The following is a 20821-nucleotide window of genomic DNA, read 5'->3' as shown; positions in this document are numbered from 1 at the left end:
GTCCACAATGCCTATGCCCCGCGAATGGAGGTCGACCCCCAGACCTACGCGGTGCGCGCCGACGGCCTGTTGCTGCACTGCGAGCCCGCCACGGCGCTTCCGATGGCGCAGCGCTACTTCCTGTTCTGATGATCCAAGTCTCCAAACTGCTGGCGCGCGGCGCCGGTCTGGCCCCGGTGCTGCTCAAGCGCGCCGCCACCGTCACGCTCGACTGGGACACGCGCCAGAAGAGCCGTTTCCAGGCCGCCGACAGCCAGGGCCGCGAGCTGGGCGTCTTTCTTCCGCGCGGTACCGCGGTGCGCGGCGGCGACGTGCTGGTGGGCGAGGACGGCTCGCTGGTGCGGGTGATCGCCGCGCCGCAGACGCTGCTGCGCATCACCGCCTGCACGGCCCACGGCTCGCCCTTCGATCTGGTGCGGGCGGCGTATCACCTCGGCAACCGCCATGTGCAGATCGAGCTCCAGCCCGATCACCTCAAGATCGAGCCCGACCACGTGCTGGCCGACATGCTGCGCGCGATGCATCTGATCGTGACCGAGGTCGAGGAGGCCTTCGAGCCCGAGGCCGGCGCCTATGCGGCGGGCGGTCATGGACAGGGTCACCATGGGCATGACCATGGCGATGACCATGGCCACGAGCATCACGGCCACGGCCACGGCCATGGCCACAAGCACGAAGTCCGCAAGACCATCGCGATCAATGCCGCGCCGGCCCCGCATGTGCACGGCCCCGGGTGTGGACACGATCACTGATCCGGTCCCGCCGCTGCTGCGGCTGACCTGGTTGGCGTCGCCGGCCTTGCCGATCGGCGCTTTCTCGTACTCGGAGGCGCTGGAGGCGGCCGTCGAGCACGGCCTTGTGCATGACGACGTCAGCGCCGGACACTGGCTGAGCCAGCAACTCGGACTGCTTGCGCGGGGCGACCTTGCGGCGATTGCGCAAGGTATTCTCGCCTGGCGCGCCAACGACGAGGAGGCGCTCCGCGATCTCGCGCGCTGGCTGCGCATCACCCGCGACGCCGCCGAGGCCCGCTTGCAGAGCGGGCAGATGGGGCAATCGTTGCTGACCTGGCTGCGCGGCCAGCCGATGGCATCGCCGGCGCAACTGGCGTGCCTCGTCGACTGCTGCGGCGACGCGGCTCCCCATTACGCCTTGGTCATGTCGCTCGCGCTGGCGATCGTCGACGTGCCGGCCGATCAGGCCTTGTCCTCGCAGGCCTTCGGCTGGGCCGAGAACCAGGTGCAGGCCGCGCTCAAGGCCGTCCCCCTGGGGCAGACCGCCGGCCAGCGCGTGCTGACGCGGCTGGCCCGCGAGATCCCCGCCGCGGTCGCCGAAGCCATCGCCACGCCGCCCGCGCGGCGGCAGCTCTTCGCGCCCATGCTGTCCATCCTGGCGGCGCGCCACGAAACCCAGTACTCCCGACTCTTCCGATCATGAGCATCACCTCCACGACCTCCGCCGCGAGCGGCGCCGTCGGCGCCTCGCCCCTGCACCACATCCCCGGTCGCGCCAAGCGGCTGCCGCCGTTGCGCGTGGGCATCGGCGGTCCGGTGGGATCGGGCAAGACGACGCTGCTGGAGATGCTCTGCAAGGCGATGCGCGACAAGTGGGACCTCGTCGCCATCACCAACGACATCTACACGAAAGAGGACCAGCGCTTGCTGACGGTGAGCGGCGCGCTCCCGCCCGAACGCATCATGGGCGTGGAGACCGGCGGCTGCCCGCATACTGCGATCCGCGAGGACGCGTCCATCAACCTCGAGGCGATCGACCGCATGCTGGCGCAGTTTCCGGACGCGGACGTCGTGTTCATCGAGTCCGGCGGCGACAACCTGGCCGCGACCTTCAGTCCCGAGCTCAGCGATCTGACGATCTACGTGATCGACGTGGCGGCCGGCGAGAAGATCCCGCGCAAAGGCGGCCCCGGCATCACGAAGAGCGACCTCTTCGTGATCAACAAGACCGACCTGGCGCCGCACGTCGGCGCGAACCTCGAGGTAATGGCCTCGGACACGAAGCGCATGCGCCCCACGCGGCCCTTCGTCATGACCAACCTCAAGACGCTGAGCGGCCTGGACGAAGTGGTCGCCTTCATCGAGCGTCAGGGGATGCTCGGCCAAGGCTGAGGGACGTTGCGGGATGCCGGCGTGTCCCGCGACCACGCCCGAAGGGGCGAAGAACCCCGCATCCGGCGCTTGCGGACTGAACGGCGATGCAACGCGCCACGCCTTCCACTTCCTCGACGTCATCCGTCGCCTCGACCGATGCGTCGGTGGGGGATTCCCTTGAAGACCGGGGTGATCCCCAGCGCGCAGGGAGCACGAGTCGGCCGGCGCTGGCCTCGCAGAGCTCCTGCGCCTCGATCGGATCCGACGCGGCCCTGATCGACGACGAGGCCGATCGCATCGGGGGTGTCGGGCAGCGGGAGGCCGTGGCGCTCGCGCGCGACCTGCTTCGCGACGCGGATCTGTCGACCCCGCCAGGATCCGACGAGGCGCGGATCGATCATTTCCTCGTCGAAGGCGATCCGGCGCAGCTGCCGGCGGCGCTGCGAGCGGCGGTCGAGCAGCGCTTGGAGGCGGCGCCCGCGGCTGACCGCGAACGACCGTCCGTCTGCTTGCGGGCGGCGCTGGCCGCGCTGTCCCGGACCGCGACGGCGATCGACGCGGCGGCCGCCTCGGCCACCTCGATCTTGCGCTCGTTGGATGCGCGACCGATCGGACGGGCGACGCTGAATCTGGCGCACGGCGGCGCGCGCAACTTCATCGCCGTGGCCTTGCCCACCATGGTGCGGCAGGCCGTCGGCCGCGCGCTGGAGCTCGCGCTGCGCCAGGGCCCGGCCGAAGTCGTCCGCACCGTGCTGTCCTGCGTGTGCCTGATGCTGCCGGCGATCGGGCAGGGCGCGCTGTTCATCCGGGACGAGCGCGGCGGGCGCGCCACGGCGGCGTCGCGGCTCGCGCGCTGCGTGGCGATGTCTCAGCAGACGGCGGTCACCGCGCTGGGCGTCGCCACGGGAACAGTGATGGGCCTGGGCCACTGCGTGGCCTCGGGGCTGCTCTACCCGCTGATGCGCGACACCGTGCAGGCCCGTGTCCCGCTGCGCACCGATCCCCCGACCGGGCCCACGCGCGTGACGCTGGCCGCGAGCGTGCTCGCCTATGCCTTGGGACAGTTGATGCTGAGCCGCATCTTCCTGGCCTTCCCCGATGCGGTCGCGGACGGTGACGACGCGGGACATCCGCTGGCCTCCGGTTGCGCGATGCGCGGCCTGGCCAACGGCGCCTTCGAGCTGCTCGACATGCTGGTGGTCGTCGGCGCGCAGCATCTGGCCCGGCATGGTCAGGGCTCGCAGCCGCGGGTTCGTATCGGCAGCGGAGACCTCGCGCGAGCGCTGCGATCGCAGCAGCATTGGGACACGATGAGCGCGCGCAGCGCGCATGTGCTCACCATCGGGCAGCTGTACCAGTCGCTCAGCGCGAATCACATGCTGCCGGCTGCGCTGGCCGCGACGCTGGGCGCGGAGCGGGCCGATCTGGCCGCCGACTGGATCACGGAAGCCGTGGCCTTCGGCGCCACCGCGCTGAGCTATGCGGTCTGGACCGACCCGCTGCATGCGCGCGGCGCCGTGCTGCAGACCTTGGAGGAAGCGCATCGCGGCGAGGATCCGCCGCGCCAGTACGCCGGCAATCAGGCGGAGCCGGCCGTCGCGGGTGCAAGGTCGAACGACGGCGAGCTGATCGGTTATGTCAGGGGCAGCCCGCGCGCGCGCAGCGCGTCGTTGACGCAGCGTCGGACATCGGTGGCGCGCCCCGCTCCGCCGTCTTCAACACCGGCGACCACGGCAACGGATGCGATTGATGAGCGCGACGCTCGTGGCGTGCAGGGGCTGTCCGAGCGTGGTCAGGACCGCGAGGCGGCGAACTGAATTCCACGTCCGCATCCGGCGAGACAGGCGCGGCGTGCGGCACAAGACTGCGGGCTTCTTCTATCCCCAGGGAGTTCTTCATGACGAGCCACGACAGCCACGACCTTCAACGAGCGACATCCACGTCCGTCTGCGCCCCCGCTTCGACCTCGGCGTCGACCGAGTCCGCGACGATGCAGGCAATCCCCGTCTCCGGCTGCCTCAAGCGCAAGGTCGCGCTGATCACCGGCGCCAGCAGCGGCATCGGCCGCGCGACGGCGCGACTTTTCGCGAGGGAAGGCGCCGCGGTCGTCGTCGGCGCGCGGCGCCAGGCGGAGCTGGAGACGCTGGTGGGGGAGATCGAGGCCGAGGGCGGCCATGCCGCCGCGCTTGCCGGCGATGTGCGTGAGGAGGCCTTCGCGCAGGCGCTGGTGGCGCTGGCGCAGTCGCGCTTCGGGGGCCTGGACATCGCCTTCAACAACGCGGGCGCGATGGGCCCGCTGGGACCGACGCAAGACGTGACCCTGGCCGCCTGGACCGAGGCGCTGAACGTCAACCTCACCGGCGCCTTCCTGGGGGCCAAGCACCAGCTGCCGGCGCTGTGCGCGCGGGGTGGCGGGTCGCTGATCTTCACCTCGACCTTCGTCGGCCATACGGCGGGCTTCCCAGGGGCCGCCTGCTATGCGGCGGGCAAGTCGGGCCTGATCGGCCTGACGCAGGCGCTGGCCGTGGAGGTTGCGGCGGACGGCGTGCGGGTCAACGCGCTGCTGCCCGGCGGCACCGACACGCCCATGGCGCGCGAGATGAACGCGACGCCCGAGGCGCTCGCGAAGGTCGCGGCCCTGCATGCGCTGGGTCGCATCGCCGAACCCGAGGAGATGGCGCGGGCGGTGCTCTTCCTCGCCTCGCCGGCCTCATCCTTCATGACCGGCGCGACGCTGCTGGTGGACGGCGGCGTGTCGATCAAGAAGGTTTGAGCGGGCCGAAGACCCTCTCCCCAGCCCTCTCCCGCAAGCGGGCGAGGGGGCATTCAGCGCGGTGCTCGTTCACTCTCTCTCTCGCTCTCTCTCGGTGCCGGTTCACTCCCTCTCCCGCGCTGCGGTTCACTCCCTCTCCCGCGCTGCGGTTCACTCCCTCTCCCGCGGGGCGGTTCACTCCCTCTCCCGCGGGGCGGGAGAGGGCGGGGGAGAGGGTGGGAGGGTGGAACGCCTCGGTCGCTCAGGCGCCCTGTCGCTCACGCAATCTGCGGCGTCGGATCCCCGCGTTCATCCTTGTCGTGGTCATCCCCCTTGCTCGCGCCCTTCGCCCCCTTGCGATTCGCCAGCAAGAACGCGACGAACTGCCACGCGATGAACACCGCGATGATGCCCAGCAGCGTCGCGCTGATCGGCCGCTGCACGAAGACGTCGAACTTGCCGCGGCTGATCAGCATCGCCCGGCGGAAGTTCTCCTCCAGCATCGGGCCCAGGATGAAGCCCAGCATCAACGGAGCCGGGTCCATGTCCAGCCGCATGAAGATGTAGCCGGCCAGCCCGAAGGCCGCGGTGACGAAGATGTCGTCCAGGTTGTTGTTGACGCTGAAGGTGCCGATGCAGCAGAAGAACAGGATCGACGGGAACAGCACGTTGTACGGGATCTTGAAGACCGACAGCCAGTAGCGCACCAGGGGCACGTTCAGCACCACCAGGAACACGTTGCCGACCCACATCGACGCCACCAGGCCCCAGAAGATGTCCGGGTGGCCGCCGATCATGTTGGGACCCGGCTGGATGCCCTTGATGATGAAGGCCGCCATCATCAGCGCCATCACCGGGTTCTCCGGGATGCCGATGGACATCAGCGGAATGAAGCTGGTGCGAGCCGCCGACTCGTCCGCCGCGGCCTGACCGGCCACGCCCTCGATCGCGCCGTCGCCGATTTCGTGGCGGTACTTGCTGACCTTCTTGTCCAGCGCGTAAGCCGCGAACTGGGCGATCGTCGGGCCGCCGCCGGGCAGGATGCCCAGCACCGAACCCACCACGCTGCCGCGCAGCGCGCTCGGGATGATGCGCTTGAACTCCGGCCACGTGGGCATCAGGTGGATCTTGCCGTTGAAGGGCGTGCGCTCGTTCTTGGCGTCCAGGTTCTTGGAGATCTCCGCGATGCCGAAGCAGCCCAGCGCGATGCTCACCAGGCCCACGCCTTCCGCCAGGAAGGGCATGTCGAAGGTGTAGCGCTCCATGCCCGAGTTGACGTCGGTGCCGATCTGGCCGAACAGCACGCCGATCAGGCACATCGCCAGCCCGTTGAGCAGACTGCCGGTGGTCACGAAGCTCACGCACAGAAAGCCCAGCAACATCAGCGCGCAGTAGTCGGCCGGGCCGAACAGGAAGGCCACTTCGCCCAGCGTCGGCGCCAGGCAGGCCAGCACCACGATGGCGACGGTGCCGCCGATGAAGCTGGAGATGCCCGCGGTGAACAGGGCCAAGCCTGTCTTCCCTTTCAAGGTCATCTGGTAGCCGTCGATGCAGGCCACGATGGAGCTGGCGTGCGGGATCTTCATCGTGATCGCGCTGACGCTGTCCCCGTACTGGGCCCCGTAGTAGATGCCGGCGAGCATGATCAGCGCGCCGTTGACCGGGATGGAGTAGGTCAGCGGCAGCAGCACGCTGATGGTGGCGAGCGGGCCCAGTCCGGGCAGCAGGCCCACGAGGGTGCCGACCACGCAGCCGATCGCGCAGAACATCAGGTTCTGCCAGGTCAGCGCGTGCTCGAAGCCGAAGGCGAGGTTGTGCAGGATTTCCATGGCCAGGTCCTTACAGCAGCGGCAGGTTGAGGCCGAGGAACTTCTGGAACACGAAGGCGATCGCCAGCAGGCCGGCGCTGATCACGATGTTGCGTTTCCAGGAGTAGTTGCTGCCCGCGGCGGTGGCGATGAAGACCATCACCACGATGCCGGCGGACATGTTGACCCAGCGCGAGACCAGCGAGAACGCGCACAGCGCGCCCAGCACCAGACCGATGTTCTTGTACTGGAAGCTCATCGCCGGACCGCCGGCGACGATGCCGCGCACGATGGTGGCCAGGGCCACCAGGCCGAGCAGGACGCTGATCATCAGCGGGAAGAGGCCGGGACCGGCGTGGTCCATGCGGCCGATGGGATAACGCAGCGCGCCGAGTCCGAAGAACAGGGCGACCGCGGCGAGGAAAATGCCTCGCGCTAAGGAGCGGTTGATCATGGACGCACCGGAGGTGAATGAACGGAATGCGCTCATGTTTCCGGCGACGCCCCGCGAAGTCATACGCGTTAACCGCAGAATCCATCGGCCTTGTGCGACGGGACAGCTTTCCGACAGCTTCAAGTCAAGGCTGCGTTAAACACGCATCAAGACAGCGTCATCACGACGCGATGTCCGGCACGAAGAGAAAGGACGCGGCCGAGAGCACGACCTGACGCTCATGCCCCAGCGCCGCGAGCGCGTGGTCGACCGGCGTCGAGAACGCGCCGCCGGCCGGCGAGACGATCACCTGCTCCAGCTTCGCGAAGCCCCTGACTGACACCTTGCCCTTCACGACCGGATGACCGCGGCGCGCGATCAGGACGTGGCGCTCGTGATAGAGCGTCCCGGCATGTCGGTGCTGCGGACCCATGCGGTGCATGGCGCCGATCGCATTCCGCGCGCAGAACGGCGGCGACTATCCGGACGGGCATCAGCTCGGCGACGAGGTGGCGCCCGCGCTCAGCGGCTTTGCGGCGCACGTCGCGGGCTGAGACTTTGTCGCGATCCGATACGCGCTCGGGACCGTAATCGTGCCCCACGCCGTTCCGGTTTCAGCCGGCGATGACGTGCAGCACGCGGTGCAGGTGCGCTGGCAGCGACGGGCTGGACAGCTCGAACGCGCAGCCGCTCGGGAGCAGGAAGAAGCCCAGCTGTTCGATGGCGACCGCGCGCGGGTCGAGGCTGGCGGCCAGGGACGCCGATGTCGACGTTGCGGTCGATGCCGATGTCGACGTCGGCGCACCGCCCTCGCGCCGCTCGCTGGCGCGCGAGCCGTCGATGACGGTGATTGCGCCGGATCCCACGACGCGCAGCCCGCGACCGGGGCGGATCAGCAGGGCGGTGTCCTCGTCGATGCCCACGCCCAGATGACGCGGCGAGAGCGTCACCAGATGCAGCAGCCGGGCGTGACGCCGGCGCTGCGCGAAATGCTGGTCGATGACCAGCGCCGGCATCAGACCCATCGCCGCATGCAGCGACTCCGGCTGGCCCAGCGCGACGATCTGCTCGTTGAGATCGCCCACCGGCATGTGCGCGCCCAGCGCCGAGGCGCCGGCGCTGGTGCCGGCGATGGCGAGCTCGCCGCGGGCATGGCGCTCGCGCATCAGCGCATGCAGCGGCGTACCGGCGATGACGTCGACCAGACGCTCCTGATCGCCGCCCGTCATGAAGAGCAGATCGGCGTCGCCCAACGCGGCCAGCGCCTCGGGACGGCCGGCGGCGGCGCGGTCGCGGATGTCCAGCCAGCGCGGCTCGGCGCCCAGCGACCGGAAGGCGGGCTCGTACTGGGACCACAGGAACTCGGGCTCGCCGCTGGCGGTGCTCAGCACGACCAGCTTGAGCGCGGCGCCGGCCGGACGTGCGGCCGGGCGCTCGGCCAAACCGGCGGTGACCAGCTCGCGCAGGACGGCGCCCGGGGTCAGGCGGTCCTCGTTGCCGCCGATCAGGGCGAGGAGGGCGGGACGGGCGGGAAGGGAAGGGGCCATGCTCGGCAGGTGAGGGGCGGGGCGCCGTGTCGATCGCGAGGATCGGGCCGCGGTGCCGCGATCGAGAAGGGCGTCAGAACTTGCGGTCCCTGTCCAGCGAGTCGCAAGTCCCGCTGAACTTGGACATGCCGTCCAGCGCGATGTGTCCGTTGCGCCGGTCGATCGTGATCTTGGGTTGATTGAAGTTGTTGAGCTTGAACGCGCCGCGGATGAAGTCGCGGGAGACGTTCAGGTCGGTGATCGGGAACCAGCCGTCCTCGTTGTCGGCATGAATCGGCGGGACCATCTCCTTGGCGGGACGGATGCGGCCGCGCTCGCCGTTGATGTCGATGGTCAGCGAGGTGTCGTAGTCCTGCTTCTTGAGCTCCACGCCGCTGCGCGCCACGTACTTGCGCTTGTCGGTGTCGTACTCGTAGCCCGACTTCAGCTCGTTGCCGAGCTTGTGGCCCTCCCCGTAGCACACCAGTGCGATGTGCTCGCGGTAGCCGTCCTGCGGGCCCGGGTCGCGGAACTCGGGCGCGCCGCCGCCGCGTGCGGCGCTCTGGCGGCAATCCGGGGCGGGCGTGGCGACGATGGCGTCGTAGCGGCCCTCGCGCGTGGTCACGGACAGGCACACGCCGCGCTGCTCGTTCCACCAGTAGGTCCATTTGCGGTCGTCGCCCTGACTGCCGCCGGCGGACACGTAGCCGCGAGACAACAGCTGCGATTCGGCGCCTGCGGCGCGCGCGCCCACCAGGTCGCGGACGTCGGCCGGCGTCGACTGCGCCAGGACCGGCATCGACAGCCCGGCCAGCGCACACGCGGCGGCCAGGGCGGGGAACTTGCGAATGTGCGTGCGGTTCATCTGCATGGGCCTCTCCTGAAGGATGTGACGCTCCGATTCTGGATCGGTTCGCGGGGGCCTTGGCGCAAGCTCGCCATCGTTCGGACAAGCGGCGAAGCGGGGAAAAAGACGAGAGACGAGCTGGGGCGGGCGCCGTCGCGGTCGCGGTCGCGGCAAGACCGCCGCGACTGGCGGAGACGGTGAGATTCGAACTCACGGAGGGCGCAAACCCTCGGCGGTTTTCAAGACCGCTGCCTTAAACCACTCGGCCACGTCTCCCAGGAGGGAAGGCGCGCATTGTATGCGCGGCTCAGTCCGCCCCGGGCTTTCGCGCTTGCGCGCACTTCACCTGGATGATTTCGAGCACCTGGCCGTCGGCCACGCGCGCGGCGCTGAGCTCGCCGCCCCAGACGCAGCCGGTGTCCAGCGCCAGCAAGTCGGGCCGTTGCACCAGTCCCAGCGTCGACCAGTGGCCGAACGCGATCGGATGGCCCGCGGTGCGCCGCCCCGGCACGTCGAACCAGGGCATGAAGCCCTCGGGCGCCGTGCCCAGACCTTCCTTGGTCTTGAAGTCCAGCTTGCCCTTGGCGTTGCAGAAGCGGGTCCGCGTCAGCACATTGATGATGAAGCGCAGCCGCTCCACGCCGGTGAGCTCGTCCTTCCAGCGGTCGGGCTCATTGCCGTACATCTGGGGGAGGAAGTCGGCCAGATCCGGGCCGCTCAGCAGCGCGTGGACCTCGTCGGCCAGCGCCAGCGTCTGGTCCGCGTCCCATTGCGGCACCACGCCCGCATGCACCATCAGCCAGCCCTGCGACCGGATCGCCAGGCGCTGGCGGCGCAGCCAATCCAGCAGCGCTTCGCGGTCGGGCGCGTTCAGGATGGCGTCCAACGTGTCCCCCTTGTGCGGGGCCCGCACGCCCGCGGCCATGGCCAGCAGATGCAGGTCGTGGTTGCCCAGCACACACTGCGCCGCGTCGCCCAGCGATTGCAGCCGGCGCAACGTGGTCAGGGAGTCGGGGCCGCGATTGACGAGGTCGCCCAGCAGATAGAGGCGGTCGCGGGAAGGGGAGAAATCGATCTTCTCGAGCAGCCGGGCCAACGCGTCGCAGCAGCCCTGGAGATCGCCGATGAGGTAATGCATGCGGGGGATTGTGCGGTGTCGATGTCACCCAGGGTCTGCTAACCTTGCCGACCTTGTGTTTTGGGCGCGACTCCGGGAAACCCCCAGTCCGCGCTGTCAATGGATACCGCCCTAGTCCTCTTCCTGATTCTGCTCAACGGTTTGTTCGCCATGTCGGAGATGGCCCTCACGGCCTCCCGCAAGGCACGCTTGCAGGTCATGGTGGAGAGCGGCGAGGCCGGCGCGCAGGCCGCCATGGACCTGCACGAGAATCCCACCAAGTTCCTGTCCACGGTGCAGATCGGCATCACCTCGATCGGCGTGCTCAACGGCATCGTCGGCGAGGCCGCGTTCTCCGGCCCGGTGGCCGAGTTCCTGCGCGGGCACTTCCCGATCACCGACCGTGCCGCGGACATCACCGCCATCGGGCTGGTGGTGATGGTGCTGACCTTCGTGACCATCATCTTCGGCGAGCTGGTGCCCAAGCGCCTGGGCCAGATGTTCCCCGAAACCGTCGCCCGCCTGGTCGCCCCCCCGATGGAGGTGATGTCGCTGGTGACGCGGCCCTTCGTCAAGCTGCTGAGCTTCTGCACCGAGTTCACGCTCAAGCTGCTGGGCATCGGCGGCAAGTCCAATCGCGCGGTGACGGAAGAAGAGATCGCCGCCAGCCTGGAAGAGGGGCTGGACGCCGGCGTGATCGAGGAGCACGAGCACCAGATGGTGCGCAACGTCTTCCGGCTGGACGAGCGCCAGATCGGCTCGATGATGATTCCGCGCGCCGAGATCGCCTGGCTGGACGCGAGCGACCGGCCCGAGCAGGTGCTGCAGATCCTGCGCGCCCACGGCTACAGCCGCTACCCGGTCTGCCGCGGTGGGCTGCACGACGTGGTGGGCGTACTCAGCACGCAGCATCTGCTGGCGCGCGCGCTGGCTGGCGAGTCGCTGGATCTGTCGACGGGGCTTGAGGCCCCGGTCTTCGTGCCCGAGACGCTGTCGGGCATGGAGCTGCTCGCGCACATGCGCGGCACGGAAACCCCGCTGGTGTTCGTCGTCGACGAGTACGGCGAAGTGCAGGGTGTCGTGTCGTCGCGTGACGTGCTGGAAGCGATCGCGGGCGAGTTCAACTCGCCCGACGGCGAAGACGCCTGGGCGGTGCAACGCGAGGACGGCAGCTGGCTGATGGACGGCCTGATTCCGGTGACCGAGCTGAAGGACCGCCTGGCACTGAAGGAACTGCCCGAGGAGGATCGTGGGCGCTACAACACCCTGGCCGGCATGGTGATGCTGCTGCTGGGGCGTCTGCCGCGCACGGCCGATGTGGTGGAGTGGGACGCGTGGAGATTCGAGGTGGTCGACCTCGACGGCAAGCGTGTGGACAAGGTGCTGGTCTCGAGACTGGCAGACGATGGAGTGACTGAATGAGCAACCCCCCGATGTATACGAATCTGGTGCCCGTGGATCGGGTCCAGCACAAGACTACGCGCATGAAGACGGGCGTGTCCGCGATCGACCGGCTGCGTCCGCTGAACTCGCTGTTCATCGCAGTGGCCGAGATGGCCGACGTGGCGCTGGAGTACCCGATCGTGTTCGTGCGCGTGGGCGCCGGCGAAGGCCAGAACCCCGCCATCGCCCCCCTGGCGGTCTTCGGCCTCAAGCAGGGCAGCAATGTGTTCATCAAGGACGACCAGTGGCAAGGCCGCTATCTGCCGGCCTACATCCGCCGCTACCCGTTCGCGATGGCGCGCATGAGCGACGACAGCAACGAGATGGCGCTGTGCATGGACATCGACTCGGGCGCCTTCTCCGGTACCGAGGGCGAGCCCCTGTTCAAGGAAGACGGCGAAGCCAGCGAGCTGCTGCTCAACGCCAAGCAGTTCTGCGAAAACTTCGAGATCGAGGCCGAGCGCACCCGCCAGGCCTGCGAAGTGCTGGCCCAGCTGAACGTGCTGCAGGACATGCGCTTCGAGGCGCAACTGCCCAGCGGCGAGAAGCTGGACGTCGACGGTTTCATGACCATCAACGAGAAGGCCCTGTCCGAGCTGCCCGACGACAAGGTGCTGGAGTTGCATCGCAACGGCCTGATGGAGCTGATCACCATGCACCGTCTGTCGCTGCGTCACATGAGCCGCCTGGCTCAGATGTACGTGCCGGCCTGATCGCCGGGCGCCGGCGACGACGCCGACCGGCGCGCGGCGTCCCTCGGACCAGGGACCCACGCCCGGGCGAAAGCCGGCCCGGGCGAACCCCAAGCGGGTTTGCTTGAGTACGGCGTACGAGGAAGCCTCGATAGCATCCACACCCCTCACGAGGACGTTGGATGTTGTTCGAGGCTTTCTTGTCTTCCGCCGCGATGGAGACGGTGTTCTCTCCCGCCGCGGTGGTTCAGTCGATGATGGATGTGGAGGCCGCGCTGGCGCGCGCGGCCGCCGGGGCGGGTCTGATTCCCGCGCCCGCCGCGCAGGCGATCGTCAGCCTGTGCCGCGCCGAGCTCTATGACGTGCAGGCGCTGGTCGCCGCCGCGCCGCGCAGCGGCAGCCTGGCCTTGCCCATGGTGCAAAGGCTGCGCGAGACGGTGGCGCTGTTCGATCCCGCCGCCGCGGTCTACGTGCACCGCGGCGCGTCGGCGCAGGACCTGGTGGACACCGCCATGGCGATGCGTTCGCGCGAGGCGCTGCGCCTGATCGACGACGACCTGCAGCTGCTCTGCGGGCAGTTGCTGGATCTGGCCGAGCGCCACGGCGCGGTGCCGCTACTGGGCCGCACGATGATGCAGCCCGCGCAGGTGATCAGCCTGCGCTTCAAGCTCATGAACTGGCTGATGCCGCTGCTGCGCAGCGCCGAGCGTCTGCGCGAGCAGGGCCGCGAGTCGCTGCAATTGCAGCTGGGCGGCGCGGTCGGCACGCTCGACGGTTTCGGCGATCGCGCGGGCGAGGTGCTGGAGGCGGTCTCGCTGGAGCTCGGCCTGCCCGCGCCCGAGATGGCCTGGCACACGCAGCGCGACCGTTGGTTGCGGCTTGGGCTGGAGGTCGGTCTGCTGTGCGGCAACCTGGGCAAGCTGGCGCAGGACTTCGCGCTGATGGCCCAGGCCGAGATCGACGAGCTCAACGAGCCGCCGGGCGAGGGCTACGGCGCCTGCACCACCATGCCGCACAAGAAGAATCCGGTGGCGGCGCTGCAGGCGCTGTCGGCGGTGCAGCGCGCCCCCCAGCGGGTGTCGGGGCTGCTGGCCTGCATGGCGCAGGAGCATGAGCGCGGCCTGGGCCAGCAGCAGGCGGAGCTCGCCGACTGGAGCGGCCTGATGGGCAGCGCCCATGCGGCGGTGCAGGCGCTGACCCGCGCGATGGCGGAGCCGGTGGTGCGCGTGGACCGCATGCGCGGGCATGTGCTGGACCGCCAGGGCCTGGTGGCCAGCGAGCGCCTGGAGTTGCTGCTGCTCCCGCGCCTGGGCCGCCAACGGACCGGCGCCTTTGTCCGGGATCTGATACATCGGGTCCGTCAGGGGCAGGGGACGCTGGAGCAGCTGCTGGATGCCGCCATCGACGTCGGCGACCTGCCGGCCACCGCGCTGACATCGGCCGAGCTCAAAGGGCTGTTCGACATCGACGCCGTGGCAGCGCAAGCGGACGGCCGGGTCGACGAGTTGATGGCGCGGGCGCGGGAGCGTCTGGACGCGCTGGCGGCTCAACCGCTCGCCTGACGCGCATTGGGGGCGGTTCACAGCCAAATATCCCAGTGCCGCGTAAGGATTTCTGCAAAAACAGGGGTGTCGCTTGTCCCCTGATTTCGCTAATTGAACTTAATACACCTAGTTACATCTGCAACAGAATTGGCTGTCGGGACTCGGCGAATTCTTCCGTGGGTATCCGCTTCTACGAACCGGCACGAGGCGTTGCGAGCGATTTCTCGTGCATGCCCGCCATGTAACTGGATTCCCTCAAATGCGGGGTTCGGCACGCATGGGGGATTGACCAGCCCCTAAACCCAGTACAGACCCGTAAGACCAAAGTCGCATTTGTTAACTATCGTATGGGCCAGCAGTAATTACTTTGAGTGGGCCATAGACTCGCCTTGATAACGAAGCAGTCTGGAGTTGGGAATGAGCGACGAAGCGCATCTGTCGGAAATTGAGCTGGAAGCCCCTGCAAGTCCTTTGCAGGCCTTCCAGACCGTTCATGCCGACATTCCGTTTGTTCGCTCGGACTCCGTCCACCTCGTTTCGCGGGACACCGAGTTTGGCCGCATCGAGATCCGTGCGCTGATGGAACAGACCGGCAGCGACCTGCTGGAACGCCGCTACGCGTCACGGGGTTACAAGCTGAGCCGCTCGGCGGACGTCACGCTGGGGGCTTATTGGGAAGGTCGGCTGGTCTCCACCCTGGGATTGCGGCGCGACGCCGGCAGCCTCGCCGCCGATCAGAGCTTCCCGGAAGAGATGGCCTCCATGCGCCGCCAGGGCTGGCAGCTGTGCGAGTTCACCCGGCTGGCCGCCGATCCGGAAGGCCCGTCCAAATTGGTGCTGGCCAGCCTGTTCCATCTGGCCTATCTGCACGCCATGCATTACTGGGGCGTCGAGTTCCTCGTCATCGAGGTGAACCCGCGCCACAAGGGCTTCTACCGCCGCATGCTGGACTTCCAGCCGCACGGCGAGCAGCGTCTGCATCGCAGCGTCGGCGCGCCGGCGGTGCTCATGAGCCTGTCGCTGGCCTACGGCTCCACGCAGGTCGCCAAGCACGGCGGCTCGCTGAATGAGGACGGCCGCTCGCGCACGCTCTTCCCCTATTTCTTCTCGCCCAAGGACGAACCCGAGCTGCTGCGCAAGCTGGCGGACGTCTACGGCTACGACGCCTGATCGTCACGGGACGCCGCCGGGTCCACATGCACGGGGCGTAACGGGAGGATTCCTCATTTCGCGTGTTTCGTCCGCGAATCGGTAGATACGACCTGCGTACTCGATGCCCTTGAATCCGCCAGGACAGGCGGTCGAAAGGTCATTGCATGCGACTGTCTTCCTTCTTGAATCGCGCCGCGCCAGGTCTGGACGACGCTGAGCCTCGCGGTACCGTGGTCAGTGGCTGGGCGACGACGCGGCATGAGGACTCCCACAACATCTCCGCGCTGCGGACGGCGCTGAACCAGCTCAAGCGGCATCGCACGCCGCAGTTCCACGACGCAAAGAAGGCCTGGCTGAGATCGCTGGACCGCCGCCTGGCGCAGCCGGGGCTGCGTTGGGACGAGCGATCGAGCTTGCGGGCCGAGCTCCACGTGCTGGACGTGGAGACTCGCATCGCGCGAGCGTCTCTCGGGGTGGGGGCGATGGTACGCGGATGGATCAAGCATCACCCGCAAGAGCACCCCGGCTGCAATGATGACGACCTGCAGCGCCTGTCCCAGGCTCGAGTCGGCTTCGCCAACGAGTTGCTGCGGCAACTGGACAGAGGTGGGAGCCTGGACCAAGCCCTGGAGGCGCACCTCGACGCACTGGAGCGTTCCGACCCCGCCGCTCACGCGGCAGCGTTGAACGCGCTCGATGCGGGCCGCCATCTGCAGGACGATCGCCAGCAGGACGCCTGCATCGAGGTCGCCGAGCGGCTCGCCGTTCGGGCCCAGCGTGCCCAGCGGAGCGCCGAGCCTTCCTCGGCCCCCAGGGACGCGCCGCGCATGCCCACGGATGTGCTGGTCCATCTGGCCAGCGTGATCGCCGATGTCGCCCGCCGGCATCCCGGGGATGCGGCGCTCGATCGGATCTCGGGGGATGCCCGCCGGCTCTTCACCACGCACGGCGCGACCTTGGCGACGGTGCGCGGGCTGGCCGCAACGGCGGCCGGCCGGCTCGCCCAGCTGGGGGAGCATGCGCAGGCGCGGCGCTGTTTCCAGCTGGCGCAGCAACTGCCGCGACGCGCGCAGCAGGACGGGGCGACCGCGCTCAATCGCCAGCAACTGCATGAGAACCTTTACGGTCGGGTCTTCGACAGCCAATGGATGGCGAATCTGGTCGACCACCCCCCCGTGGGCGTGCTGAGCGCGGTGAAGGACGTCGGCGCGGCTTACACCACGCGCCTGGCCGAAGGCAGCGTCGTCGCCGAACGGGCGAGCCTGGCGCTGCGGCAGATGCTGGTGGACCACCAGCGGCCCTGGATGAACGCGGTGCCCGCTCTGCGGCCGCTGCTCCTGGCGGGAGACGGCCCCTCCTCGCGCCGCGCGCTGGTGGACTACTTGCGGAGCCCGGTGGTCGACGGCCACGATGCGGTGGCGCGGACCTACCTGATGGTCTGGGCGGGCAATGCGTACCGGGATGCCGCCAAGGCGGCGGGCGAGGAACATCTCATTCCCGCGGCGACGCTGGCGAGCGATGCCAACTACAGCCGGGTGATCACGAAGCAGGCCCTGCGCGATCGGTCGACGACGCTTCTCATGGCACGCGGCGTCGGCATCCATCTGCCGCACCAGCCGGCACCCGTGGACCCGCTCCCGTTGACGCCCGCCTGGCGCTCCGCCGCGGTCTACCGCGTCGGAAAGACCGTGGCGGGCAAGCCCGGCGAAGTGGGCGCGACCGAGTTCTCCCGTTCCCTCGACATCCAGCACGAGCGTGCGCTGCCCGTCGGATCGGGCGTCTCGGGCAGCACCAACCTGTTGATGCATGCCTTCGCCGGGCTGCGCGACGCGGGCTTGCACAACGCTTCCGCGCGCGACTTCCTCCTGGCGGCCGGCATGATGCTGAACTACGACGGCGGGCATTCGTTGCACGAGGCGCTGTGGGTCGGCAACCAGTTGGACCGGACGCTCAATCTGGGTCTGGGCCTGGACGACACCGGCTCGCCGCCCCAGGAGTTCGTCTCCGACTACGCCGCCTTTGCCGACGGCTTCCCGCCGCAGACACGCGAGCGGTTGCGCGAGGCGATGGACCAAGCCTGGACCGGCACGCAGGCCTACCTCAAGCAGCACAGCCATTTCGCCAAGGACGATGCCTGAGGGTCGACGGGCGGCCTGATGCGTCCGCATCGCGGCGCCGCCTGCCGCATGCAGGGGATCCGCGCGCGAACCATCGACCGACGCGGCCTCCGATGCCGGCTTGGACGATCACCTGAGCCGGCGCTTGGACTTCGTTCGTCGCAGCACCGCGCGCGTGGCGGCGTGGCTCGATCCCGTTCGGCCGCGCGAACCCCGAAACGGTACCGACTGCCCCTCCCGCGGCATCGGCATCACGCTGATGCACCAGCCGGTGGCGGCGGACCATCCGCGGCTGATCAGCGTCGAGCGTCCGGCCACGACCTGACGTCCCGGCCTTGCCGACGCAGAGGGTGGCCGGTGGTACTCGGCGTTGATCGACGCGCAGCACATGCGCGGTCTTCCGTTCGCGACCGGCGTGTCGGGCTGCACCTCGGTGCTGCTCCATCTGTTTGCGAGCCAACGCGATCGCGGCCTGCTCGGCTCGCCCCCTTGCGCGGTGTCGGCCGGCGATGCCTTGCTGGCCGCGGCGATGACGCTGACCTACGACGGCGGCCACTCGCTGTTCGAGTCCTTCTGGACCGGACAGCGGATGGACACCCCGCTGGCGCTCGGTCTGGGCCTCGTCGCGCGCGACGACACGGATCCCGGCGATGCGGGCGATTACGAGCGCATGGAGCGCGCTTTCCAAACATCAACCGCCGGCGCCTTTCGCCGCGCGACGACCGAGGCCTGGCGCGGCACGATCCGCTACTTCGAGCGCCACCATCGCGGGGCCCGCGATCTTCCGTCGCCGACGGCCGCAAGCCCGCCGGGCTGATCCTCGGCGCCGGCCGAGGCGCTCGCCCGTGAGGGCAGGCTGTCGCGCTCAGGCCTCCAGCCAATGCAGGCTGAACCAGTCCCGCTCGTCCGTCCAATGGGCGGCCGGACGGAAGCCGGCCTCGCGCGCCAGGTCCTGGAAGCTGGCCACGCTGTACTTGTAGGAGTTCTCGGTGTGCAGGCTCTCGCCGGGCGCGAGCGTGTACTGCCGGCCCTGCAGCTGCAGCAGCTGCCGGCCGCGCGGCAGCAGGTGCATCTCGATGCGGTGCAGACGCGGCTCGTAGAAGGCGTAATGGTCGAATCCGGCCGCGTCGCATTCCAGGCCCAGCTCGCGCTGCGCATGCCGCAGCAGATTCAGGTTGAAGCGCGCGGTCACGCCTTGCGCGTCGTTGTAGGCCGCATGCAGCAGCGCCGGATCCTTGATCAGGTCGACGCCGATCAGCAGCGCGCCGCCGTCGAGCTCCTCGCGCAGCAGCTTCAGGAACTCCAACGCCTGCGCCGGGTCGAAGTTGCCGATGCTGGAGCCGGGGAAGAAACCGATGCGGCGACCGTCCCTCGGCGGATCCGGCAGCACATGCATGCGGGTGAAGTCGGCGACCACCGGCAGGATGCGCAGCGCCGGATGCTCGGTCTGCAGCGCCTCGCAGGCCGCGAGCAGGTGCGGCCCGGAGATGTCCACCGGCACGAAGCTGTGCAGGCGCTCGGCGCGCTCCAGCAGCAGGCGAACCTTGAGCAGCGCGCCGGCCCCGTACTCGATCAGCTGCGCATCGCGGCCCATGCGCCGGGCGAGCTCGGGCGCATGCCGCCGCAGCAGCGCGAGCTCGGTGCGCGTGGGGTAGTACTCGGGCAGCTCGCAGATGCGCTCGAACAGCGCCGAGCCCTCGGCGTCGTAGAAGTACTTGGGCGAGATCTCGCGCACCGGTCCGGCGAGCGCCGCGTGCAGGTCGTCGGCAAAGCTGCTCATGCCTGGGTCTCCGTGCGCGGACGCGCATCGCGGGCCAGTCGCAGCCCGCTGAATTGCCAGCGCGCGGCCGGCGGGAAGAAGTTGCGGTAGGTCGGGCGGGTGTGTCCGGCCGGTGTCGCGAGACTGCCGCCGCGCAGCACCAGCTGGCCGACCATGAACTTCCCGTTGTATTCCGAAGCGGCGCCCTCCAGCGGACGGAAGCCCGGGTAGGGGTGATAGGCCGAACGGGTCCATTGCCAGACCTGATCGTCGAGCTGCGCCATGCCGGGCAGGGCGGCCGCGGCCTCCCATTCCTGCTCGGAGGGCAGGCGTGCGCCGGCCCATTCGGCGTAGGCGGCCGCCTCGTAGAAGCTGAGCTGCATCACGGGCGCGTGCGGGTCCAGCGGCCTCAAGCCCTGCAGCCCGAAGACGGACCAGCCGGCACTTTCGCCATCTCCGTCGCCATCCCCGTGGCCGTCGCCTTCCGGCGCAAGCCAGTAGGCGGGCGCGCGCCAGCCCTGCGCCTGCACCGTGGCCCAGCCGTCGGACAGCCACCAGCGCGGCTCGCGATAGCCGCCGGCCTCGATGAAGCGCAGGAAGTCGCCGCAAGTGACCAGGCGGCTGGCCATCTCGAAGGGCTCCAGCCAGACGCGGTGACGCGGCCCCTCGTTGTCGAAGGCAAAGCCTGCCCCTGGCGCGGCGGCGTCATGGCCGATGTCGACCAGCCCGCCCGCATGCGCGATCCACTCGGCGCGCGATTCCGGGAAGCGCGCCGGCTCGCCGGCCCGCATCGCCGGCCGCCACGGGTGGCAGGACAGCAGATGCAGCGCATCGGTCAGCAACAGCTCCTGATGCTGCTGCTCGTGGTTCAGGCCGAGCTCCAGCGTCGGCGCGATCACGGCCCATTGCTCGTCACCGGCGCGCGCAATGAGCGCATGCAGTTGCTCGTCGACATGGCGCCGATAAGCACGGACCTCGTCCAACGAGGGCCGCGTCAGCAGACCGCGCTGGGGCCGCGGATGGCGAGGCCCCAAGCCCTCGTAATACGAGTTGAAGAGCACGTGATAGGACTCGTCGATCGGCCGGTAGCTGTCGAGAAAAGGGCGCAGCAACAGCGCCTCGAAAAACCAGCTCGTGTGGGCCTGGTGCCATTTGGCCGGACTCGCGTCGGGCATGGACTGGGCGGCCTGGTCCTCGACGGACAAGACTTGGGCGAGCGTCAGCGTGTGACGCCGGACCGCATCGAAACGGCGCGCGAGATCGCGCCGGGCGAGCGGCAGATCGTGATCCGACATGCAAGCAACTCCTGCGGATCCGGGGGAGGCGGACCGCTGCTGAACGGTAGCCGATTTGACTGGGCCGTGCCCGCCGCGGGGCGCTCGCTGCGCGCGGCGGGCCGGCACAGCTGCCAGCCGGTGTCAGGTGGGCAAGGGGGATACCCACGCCGGGATCCTTCGCGAATCGTTCATCTCGCCGTCATCGCGGGCGGGCAGGCTGCGGGCGACCCGGCTCTCGCATCGCCC

General features: G+C 69.1%; 20 protein-coding genes, 1 tRNA gene and 1 pseudogene. 13 read left to right on the top strand and 9 right to left on the bottom strand.

Annotated features, from left to right (window positions below; all coding sequences use genetic code 11):
* Window positions 1–128 precede the first annotated feature (128 nt).
* From ureE to ABDW59_RS12940, 5 genes are all read left to right on the top strand, one after another.
* Window positions 129–752: an urease accessory protein UreE gene (ureE, locus tag ABDW59_RS12960; protein ID WP_343630253.1), complete on the top strand. Its 624-nt coding sequence runs from the start codon at window positions 129–131 to the stop codon at window positions 750–752.
* Complete coding sequence (locus tag ABDW59_RS12955; protein WP_343630252.1) at window positions 736–1437, top strand: urease accessory UreF family protein; 702 nt, start codon at window positions 736–738, stop codon at window positions 1435–1437. The genes ureE and ABDW59_RS12955 overlap by 17 nt, the downstream gene beginning before the upstream one ends.
* Complete coding sequence (gene ureG / locus ABDW59_RS12950) at window positions 1434–2126, top strand: urease accessory protein UreG (RefSeq protein ID WP_343630251.1); 693 nt, start codon at window positions 1434–1436, stop codon at window positions 2124–2126. Before ABDW59_RS12955 ends, ureG begins: the two co-directional genes overlap by 4 nt.
* Window positions 2127–2272: 146 nt before the next feature.
* On the top strand, window positions 2273–3925 hold the full coding sequence (locus ABDW59_RS12945; RefSeq protein ID WP_343630250.1) for a hypothetical protein: 1653 nt from the start codon (window positions 2273–2275) through the stop codon (window positions 3923–3925).
* Window positions 3926–4098: 173 nt separating this feature from the next.
* Window positions 4099–4881, top strand: coding sequence for an SDR family oxidoreductase (locus ABDW59_RS12940; protein ID WP_343630258.1), 783 nt, complete (start codon window positions 4099–4101; stop codon window positions 4879–4881).
* 257 nt (window positions 4882–5138) lie between these two features.
* Here ABDW59_RS12940 and ABDW59_RS12935 read toward each other — a convergent pair whose 3' ends face one another.
* The 3 genes from ABDW59_RS12935 to ABDW59_RS12925 form a co-directional block, all read right to left on the bottom strand.
* A complete protein-coding gene (locus ABDW59_RS12935) occupies window positions 5139–6689 on the bottom strand; it encodes a tripartite tricarboxylate transporter permease (RefSeq protein ID WP_343630249.1) in 1551 nt (516 codons plus the stop codon).
* A 10-nt stretch (window positions 6690–6699) separates the two neighbouring features.
* Window positions 6700–7122 carry a tripartite tricarboxylate transporter TctB family protein gene (locus ABDW59_RS12930; RefSeq protein WP_343630248.1) on the bottom strand — a complete coding sequence of 141 codons (423 nt, stop codon included), beginning with the start codon at window positions 7120–7122 and terminating at the stop codon, window positions 6700–6702.
* Between the two features lie 160 nt (window positions 7123–7282).
* A complete protein-coding gene (locus tag ABDW59_RS12925) occupies window positions 7283–7543 on the bottom strand; it encodes a hypothetical protein (RefSeq protein WP_343630247.1) in 261 nt (86 codons plus the stop codon).
* Window positions 7544–7547: 4 nt separating this feature from the next.
* Here ABDW59_RS12925 and ABDW59_RS12920 point away from each other — a divergent pair.
* Window positions 7548–7655 (top strand): annotated as a pseudogene (locus tag ABDW59_RS12920) (flavodoxin family protein); the annotation flags it as partial.
* A gap of 60 nt (window positions 7656–7715) precedes the next feature.
* Here ABDW59_RS12920 and ABDW59_RS12915 read toward each other — a convergent pair.
* The 4 genes from ABDW59_RS12915 to ABDW59_RS12900 form a co-directional block, all read right to left on the bottom strand.
* On the bottom strand, window positions 7716–8648 hold the full coding sequence (locus ABDW59_RS12915; RefSeq protein WP_343630246.1) for a cyanophycinase: 933 nt from the start codon (window positions 8646–8648) through the stop codon (window positions 7716–7718).
* Between the two features lie 73 nt (window positions 8649–8721).
* Window positions 8722–9498 carry a hypothetical protein gene (locus ABDW59_RS12910; RefSeq protein ID WP_343630245.1) on the bottom strand — a complete coding sequence of 259 codons (777 nt, stop codon included), beginning with the start codon at window positions 9496–9498 and terminating at the stop codon, window positions 8722–8724.
* Between the two features lie 162 nt (window positions 9499–9660).
* Window positions 9661–9750: transfer RNA gene (locus ABDW59_RS12905), tRNA-Ser, on the bottom strand.
* 31 nt (window positions 9751–9781) lie between these two features.
* Window positions 9782–10612: a symmetrical bis(5'-nucleosyl)-tetraphosphatase gene (locus ABDW59_RS12900; protein ID WP_343630244.1), complete on the bottom strand. Its 831-nt coding sequence runs from the start codon at window positions 10610–10612 to the stop codon at window positions 9782–9784.
* Window positions 10613–10711: 99 nt separating this feature from the next.
* On the opposite strand from ABDW59_RS12900, the gene ABDW59_RS12895 reads away from it, so the two are divergent.
* The 7 genes from ABDW59_RS12895 (at window position 10712) to ABDW59_RS12865 (ending at window position 18356) form a co-directional block, all read left to right on the top strand.
* Entirely contained in the window at window positions 10712–12013 is a 1302-nt protein-coding gene (locus tag ABDW59_RS12895) for a hemolysin family protein (RefSeq protein WP_343630243.1), read from the top strand.
* A complete protein-coding gene (locus tag ABDW59_RS12890) occupies window positions 12010–12747 on the top strand; it encodes a SapC family protein (RefSeq protein WP_343630242.1) in 738 nt (245 codons plus the stop codon). The genes ABDW59_RS12895 and ABDW59_RS12890 overlap by 4 nt, the downstream gene beginning before the upstream one ends.
* 161 nt (window positions 12748–12908) lie before the next feature.
* Window positions 12909–14288: a lyase family protein gene (locus ABDW59_RS12885; protein WP_343630241.1), complete on the top strand. Its 1380-nt coding sequence runs from the start codon at window positions 12909–12911 to the stop codon at window positions 14286–14288.
* 399 nt (window positions 14289–14687) lie between these two features.
* On the top strand, window positions 14688–15440 hold the full coding sequence (locus ABDW59_RS12880; RefSeq protein ID WP_343630240.1) for a long-chain N-acyl amino acid synthase: 753 nt from the start codon (window positions 14688–14690) through the stop codon (window positions 15438–15440).
* Window positions 15441–15586: 146 nt separating this feature from the next.
* The gene (locus ABDW59_RS12875; RefSeq protein ID WP_343630239.1) at window positions 15587–17560 is read left to right on the top strand and encodes a hypothetical protein; all 1974 of its coding nucleotides are present in this window, start codon (window positions 15587–15589) and stop codon (window positions 17558–17560) included.
* A gap of 124 nt (window positions 17561–17684) precedes the next feature.
* On the top strand, window positions 17685–17864 hold the full coding sequence (locus tag ABDW59_RS12870) for a hypothetical protein (RefSeq protein WP_343630238.1): 180 nt from the start codon (window positions 17685–17687) through the stop codon (window positions 17862–17864).
* Between the two features lie 63 nt (window positions 17865–17927).
* Window positions 17928–18356 (top strand): hypothetical protein, encoded by a 429-nt coding sequence (locus ABDW59_RS12865; RefSeq protein WP_343630237.1) that lies wholly within the window; start codon window positions 17928–17930, stop codon window positions 18354–18356.
* A gap of 48 nt (window positions 18357–18404) precedes the next feature.
* Here ABDW59_RS12865 and egtD read toward each other — a convergent pair whose 3' ends face one another.
* Both egtD and egtB read right to left on the bottom strand, forming a co-directional pair.
* Window positions 18405–19319, bottom strand: a complete 915-nt coding sequence (gene egtD / locus ABDW59_RS12860) for an L-histidine N(alpha)-methyltransferase (RefSeq protein WP_343630236.1) — start codon at window positions 19317–19319, stop codon at window positions 18405–18407.
* Window positions 19316–20593, bottom strand: a complete 1278-nt coding sequence (gene egtB, locus ABDW59_RS12855; protein WP_343630235.1) for an ergothioneine biosynthesis protein EgtB — start codon at window positions 20591–20593, stop codon at window positions 19316–19318. The genes egtD and egtB overlap by 4 nt, the downstream gene beginning before the upstream one ends.
* Between the last annotated feature and the right edge of the window lie 228 nt (window positions 20594–20821).

The organism is Roseateles sp. (assembly GCF_039595295.1).
Lineage (GTDB): Bacteria > Pseudomonadota > Gammaproteobacteria > Burkholderiales > Burkholderiaceae_C > Roseateles.
This window is presented reverse-complemented; position numbering and strand designations above follow the sequence as displayed.

Bases quoted from the DNA above. Each gene is read 5' to 3' on its own strand.
- ABDW59_RS12890 (WP_343630242.1), top strand. From the start codon at position 12,010: ATGAGCAACCCCCCGATGTATACGAATCTGGTGCCCGTGGATCGGGTC.
- ABDW59_RS12885 (WP_343630241.1), top strand. From the start codon at position 12,909: ATGTTGTTCGAGGCTTTCTTGTCTTCCGCCGCGATGGAGACGGTGTTC.
- egtB (WP_343630235.1), bottom strand. From the start codon at position 20,593: ATGTCGGATCACGATCTGCCGCTCGCCCGGCGCGATCTCGCGCGCCGT.
- ABDW59_RS12875 (WP_343630239.1), top strand. From the start codon at position 15,587: ATGCGACTGTCTTCCTTCTTGAATCGCGCCGCGCCAGGTCTGGACGAC.
- ABDW59_RS12940 (WP_343630258.1), top strand. From the start codon at position 4,099: ATGCAGGCAATCCCCGTCTCCGGCTGCCTCAAGCGCAAGGTCGCGCTG.
- ABDW59_RS12895 (WP_343630243.1), top strand. From the start codon at position 10,712: ATGGATACCGCCCTAGTCCTCTTCCTGATTCTGCTCAACGGTTTGTTC.
- ABDW59_RS12880 (WP_343630240.1), top strand. From the start codon at position 14,688: ATGAGCGACGAAGCGCATCTGTCGGAAATTGAGCTGGAAGCCCCTGCA.
- ABDW59_RS12930 (WP_343630248.1), bottom strand. From the start codon at position 7,122: ATGATCAACCGCTCCTTAGCGCGAGGCATTTTCCTCGCCGCGGTCGCC.
- ABDW59_RS12910 (WP_343630245.1), bottom strand. From the start codon at position 9,498: ATGCAGATGAACCGCACGCACATTCGCAAGTTCCCCGCCCTGGCCGCC.
- ABDW59_RS12935 (WP_343630249.1), bottom strand. From the start codon at position 6,689: ATGGAAATCCTGCACAACCTCGCCTTCGGCTTCGAGCACGCGCTGACC.
- ureE (WP_343630253.1), top strand. From the start codon at position 129: ATGATCCAAGTCTCCAAACTGCTGGCGCGCGGCGCCGGTCTGGCCCCG.
- ABDW59_RS12925 (WP_343630247.1), bottom strand. From the start codon at position 7,543: ATGCACCGCATGGGTCCGCAGCACCGACATGCCGGGACGCTCTATCAC.
- ABDW59_RS12915 (WP_343630246.1), bottom strand. From the start codon at position 8,648: ATGGCCCCTTCCCTTCCCGCCCGTCCCGCCCTCCTCGCCCTGATCGGC.
- ABDW59_RS12900 (WP_343630244.1), bottom strand. From the start codon at position 10,612: ATGCATTACCTCATCGGCGATCTCCAGGGCTGCTGCGACGCGTTGGCC.
- egtD (WP_343630236.1), bottom strand. From the start codon at position 19,319: ATGAGCAGCTTTGCCGACGACCTGCACGCGGCGCTCGCCGGACCGGTG.
- ureG (WP_343630251.1), top strand. From the start codon at position 1,434: ATGAGCATCACCTCCACGACCTCCGCCGCGAGCGGCGCCGTCGGCGCC.
- ABDW59_RS12865 (WP_343630237.1), top strand. From the start codon at position 17,928: ATGCGCGGTCTTCCGTTCGCGACCGGCGTGTCGGGCTGCACCTCGGTG.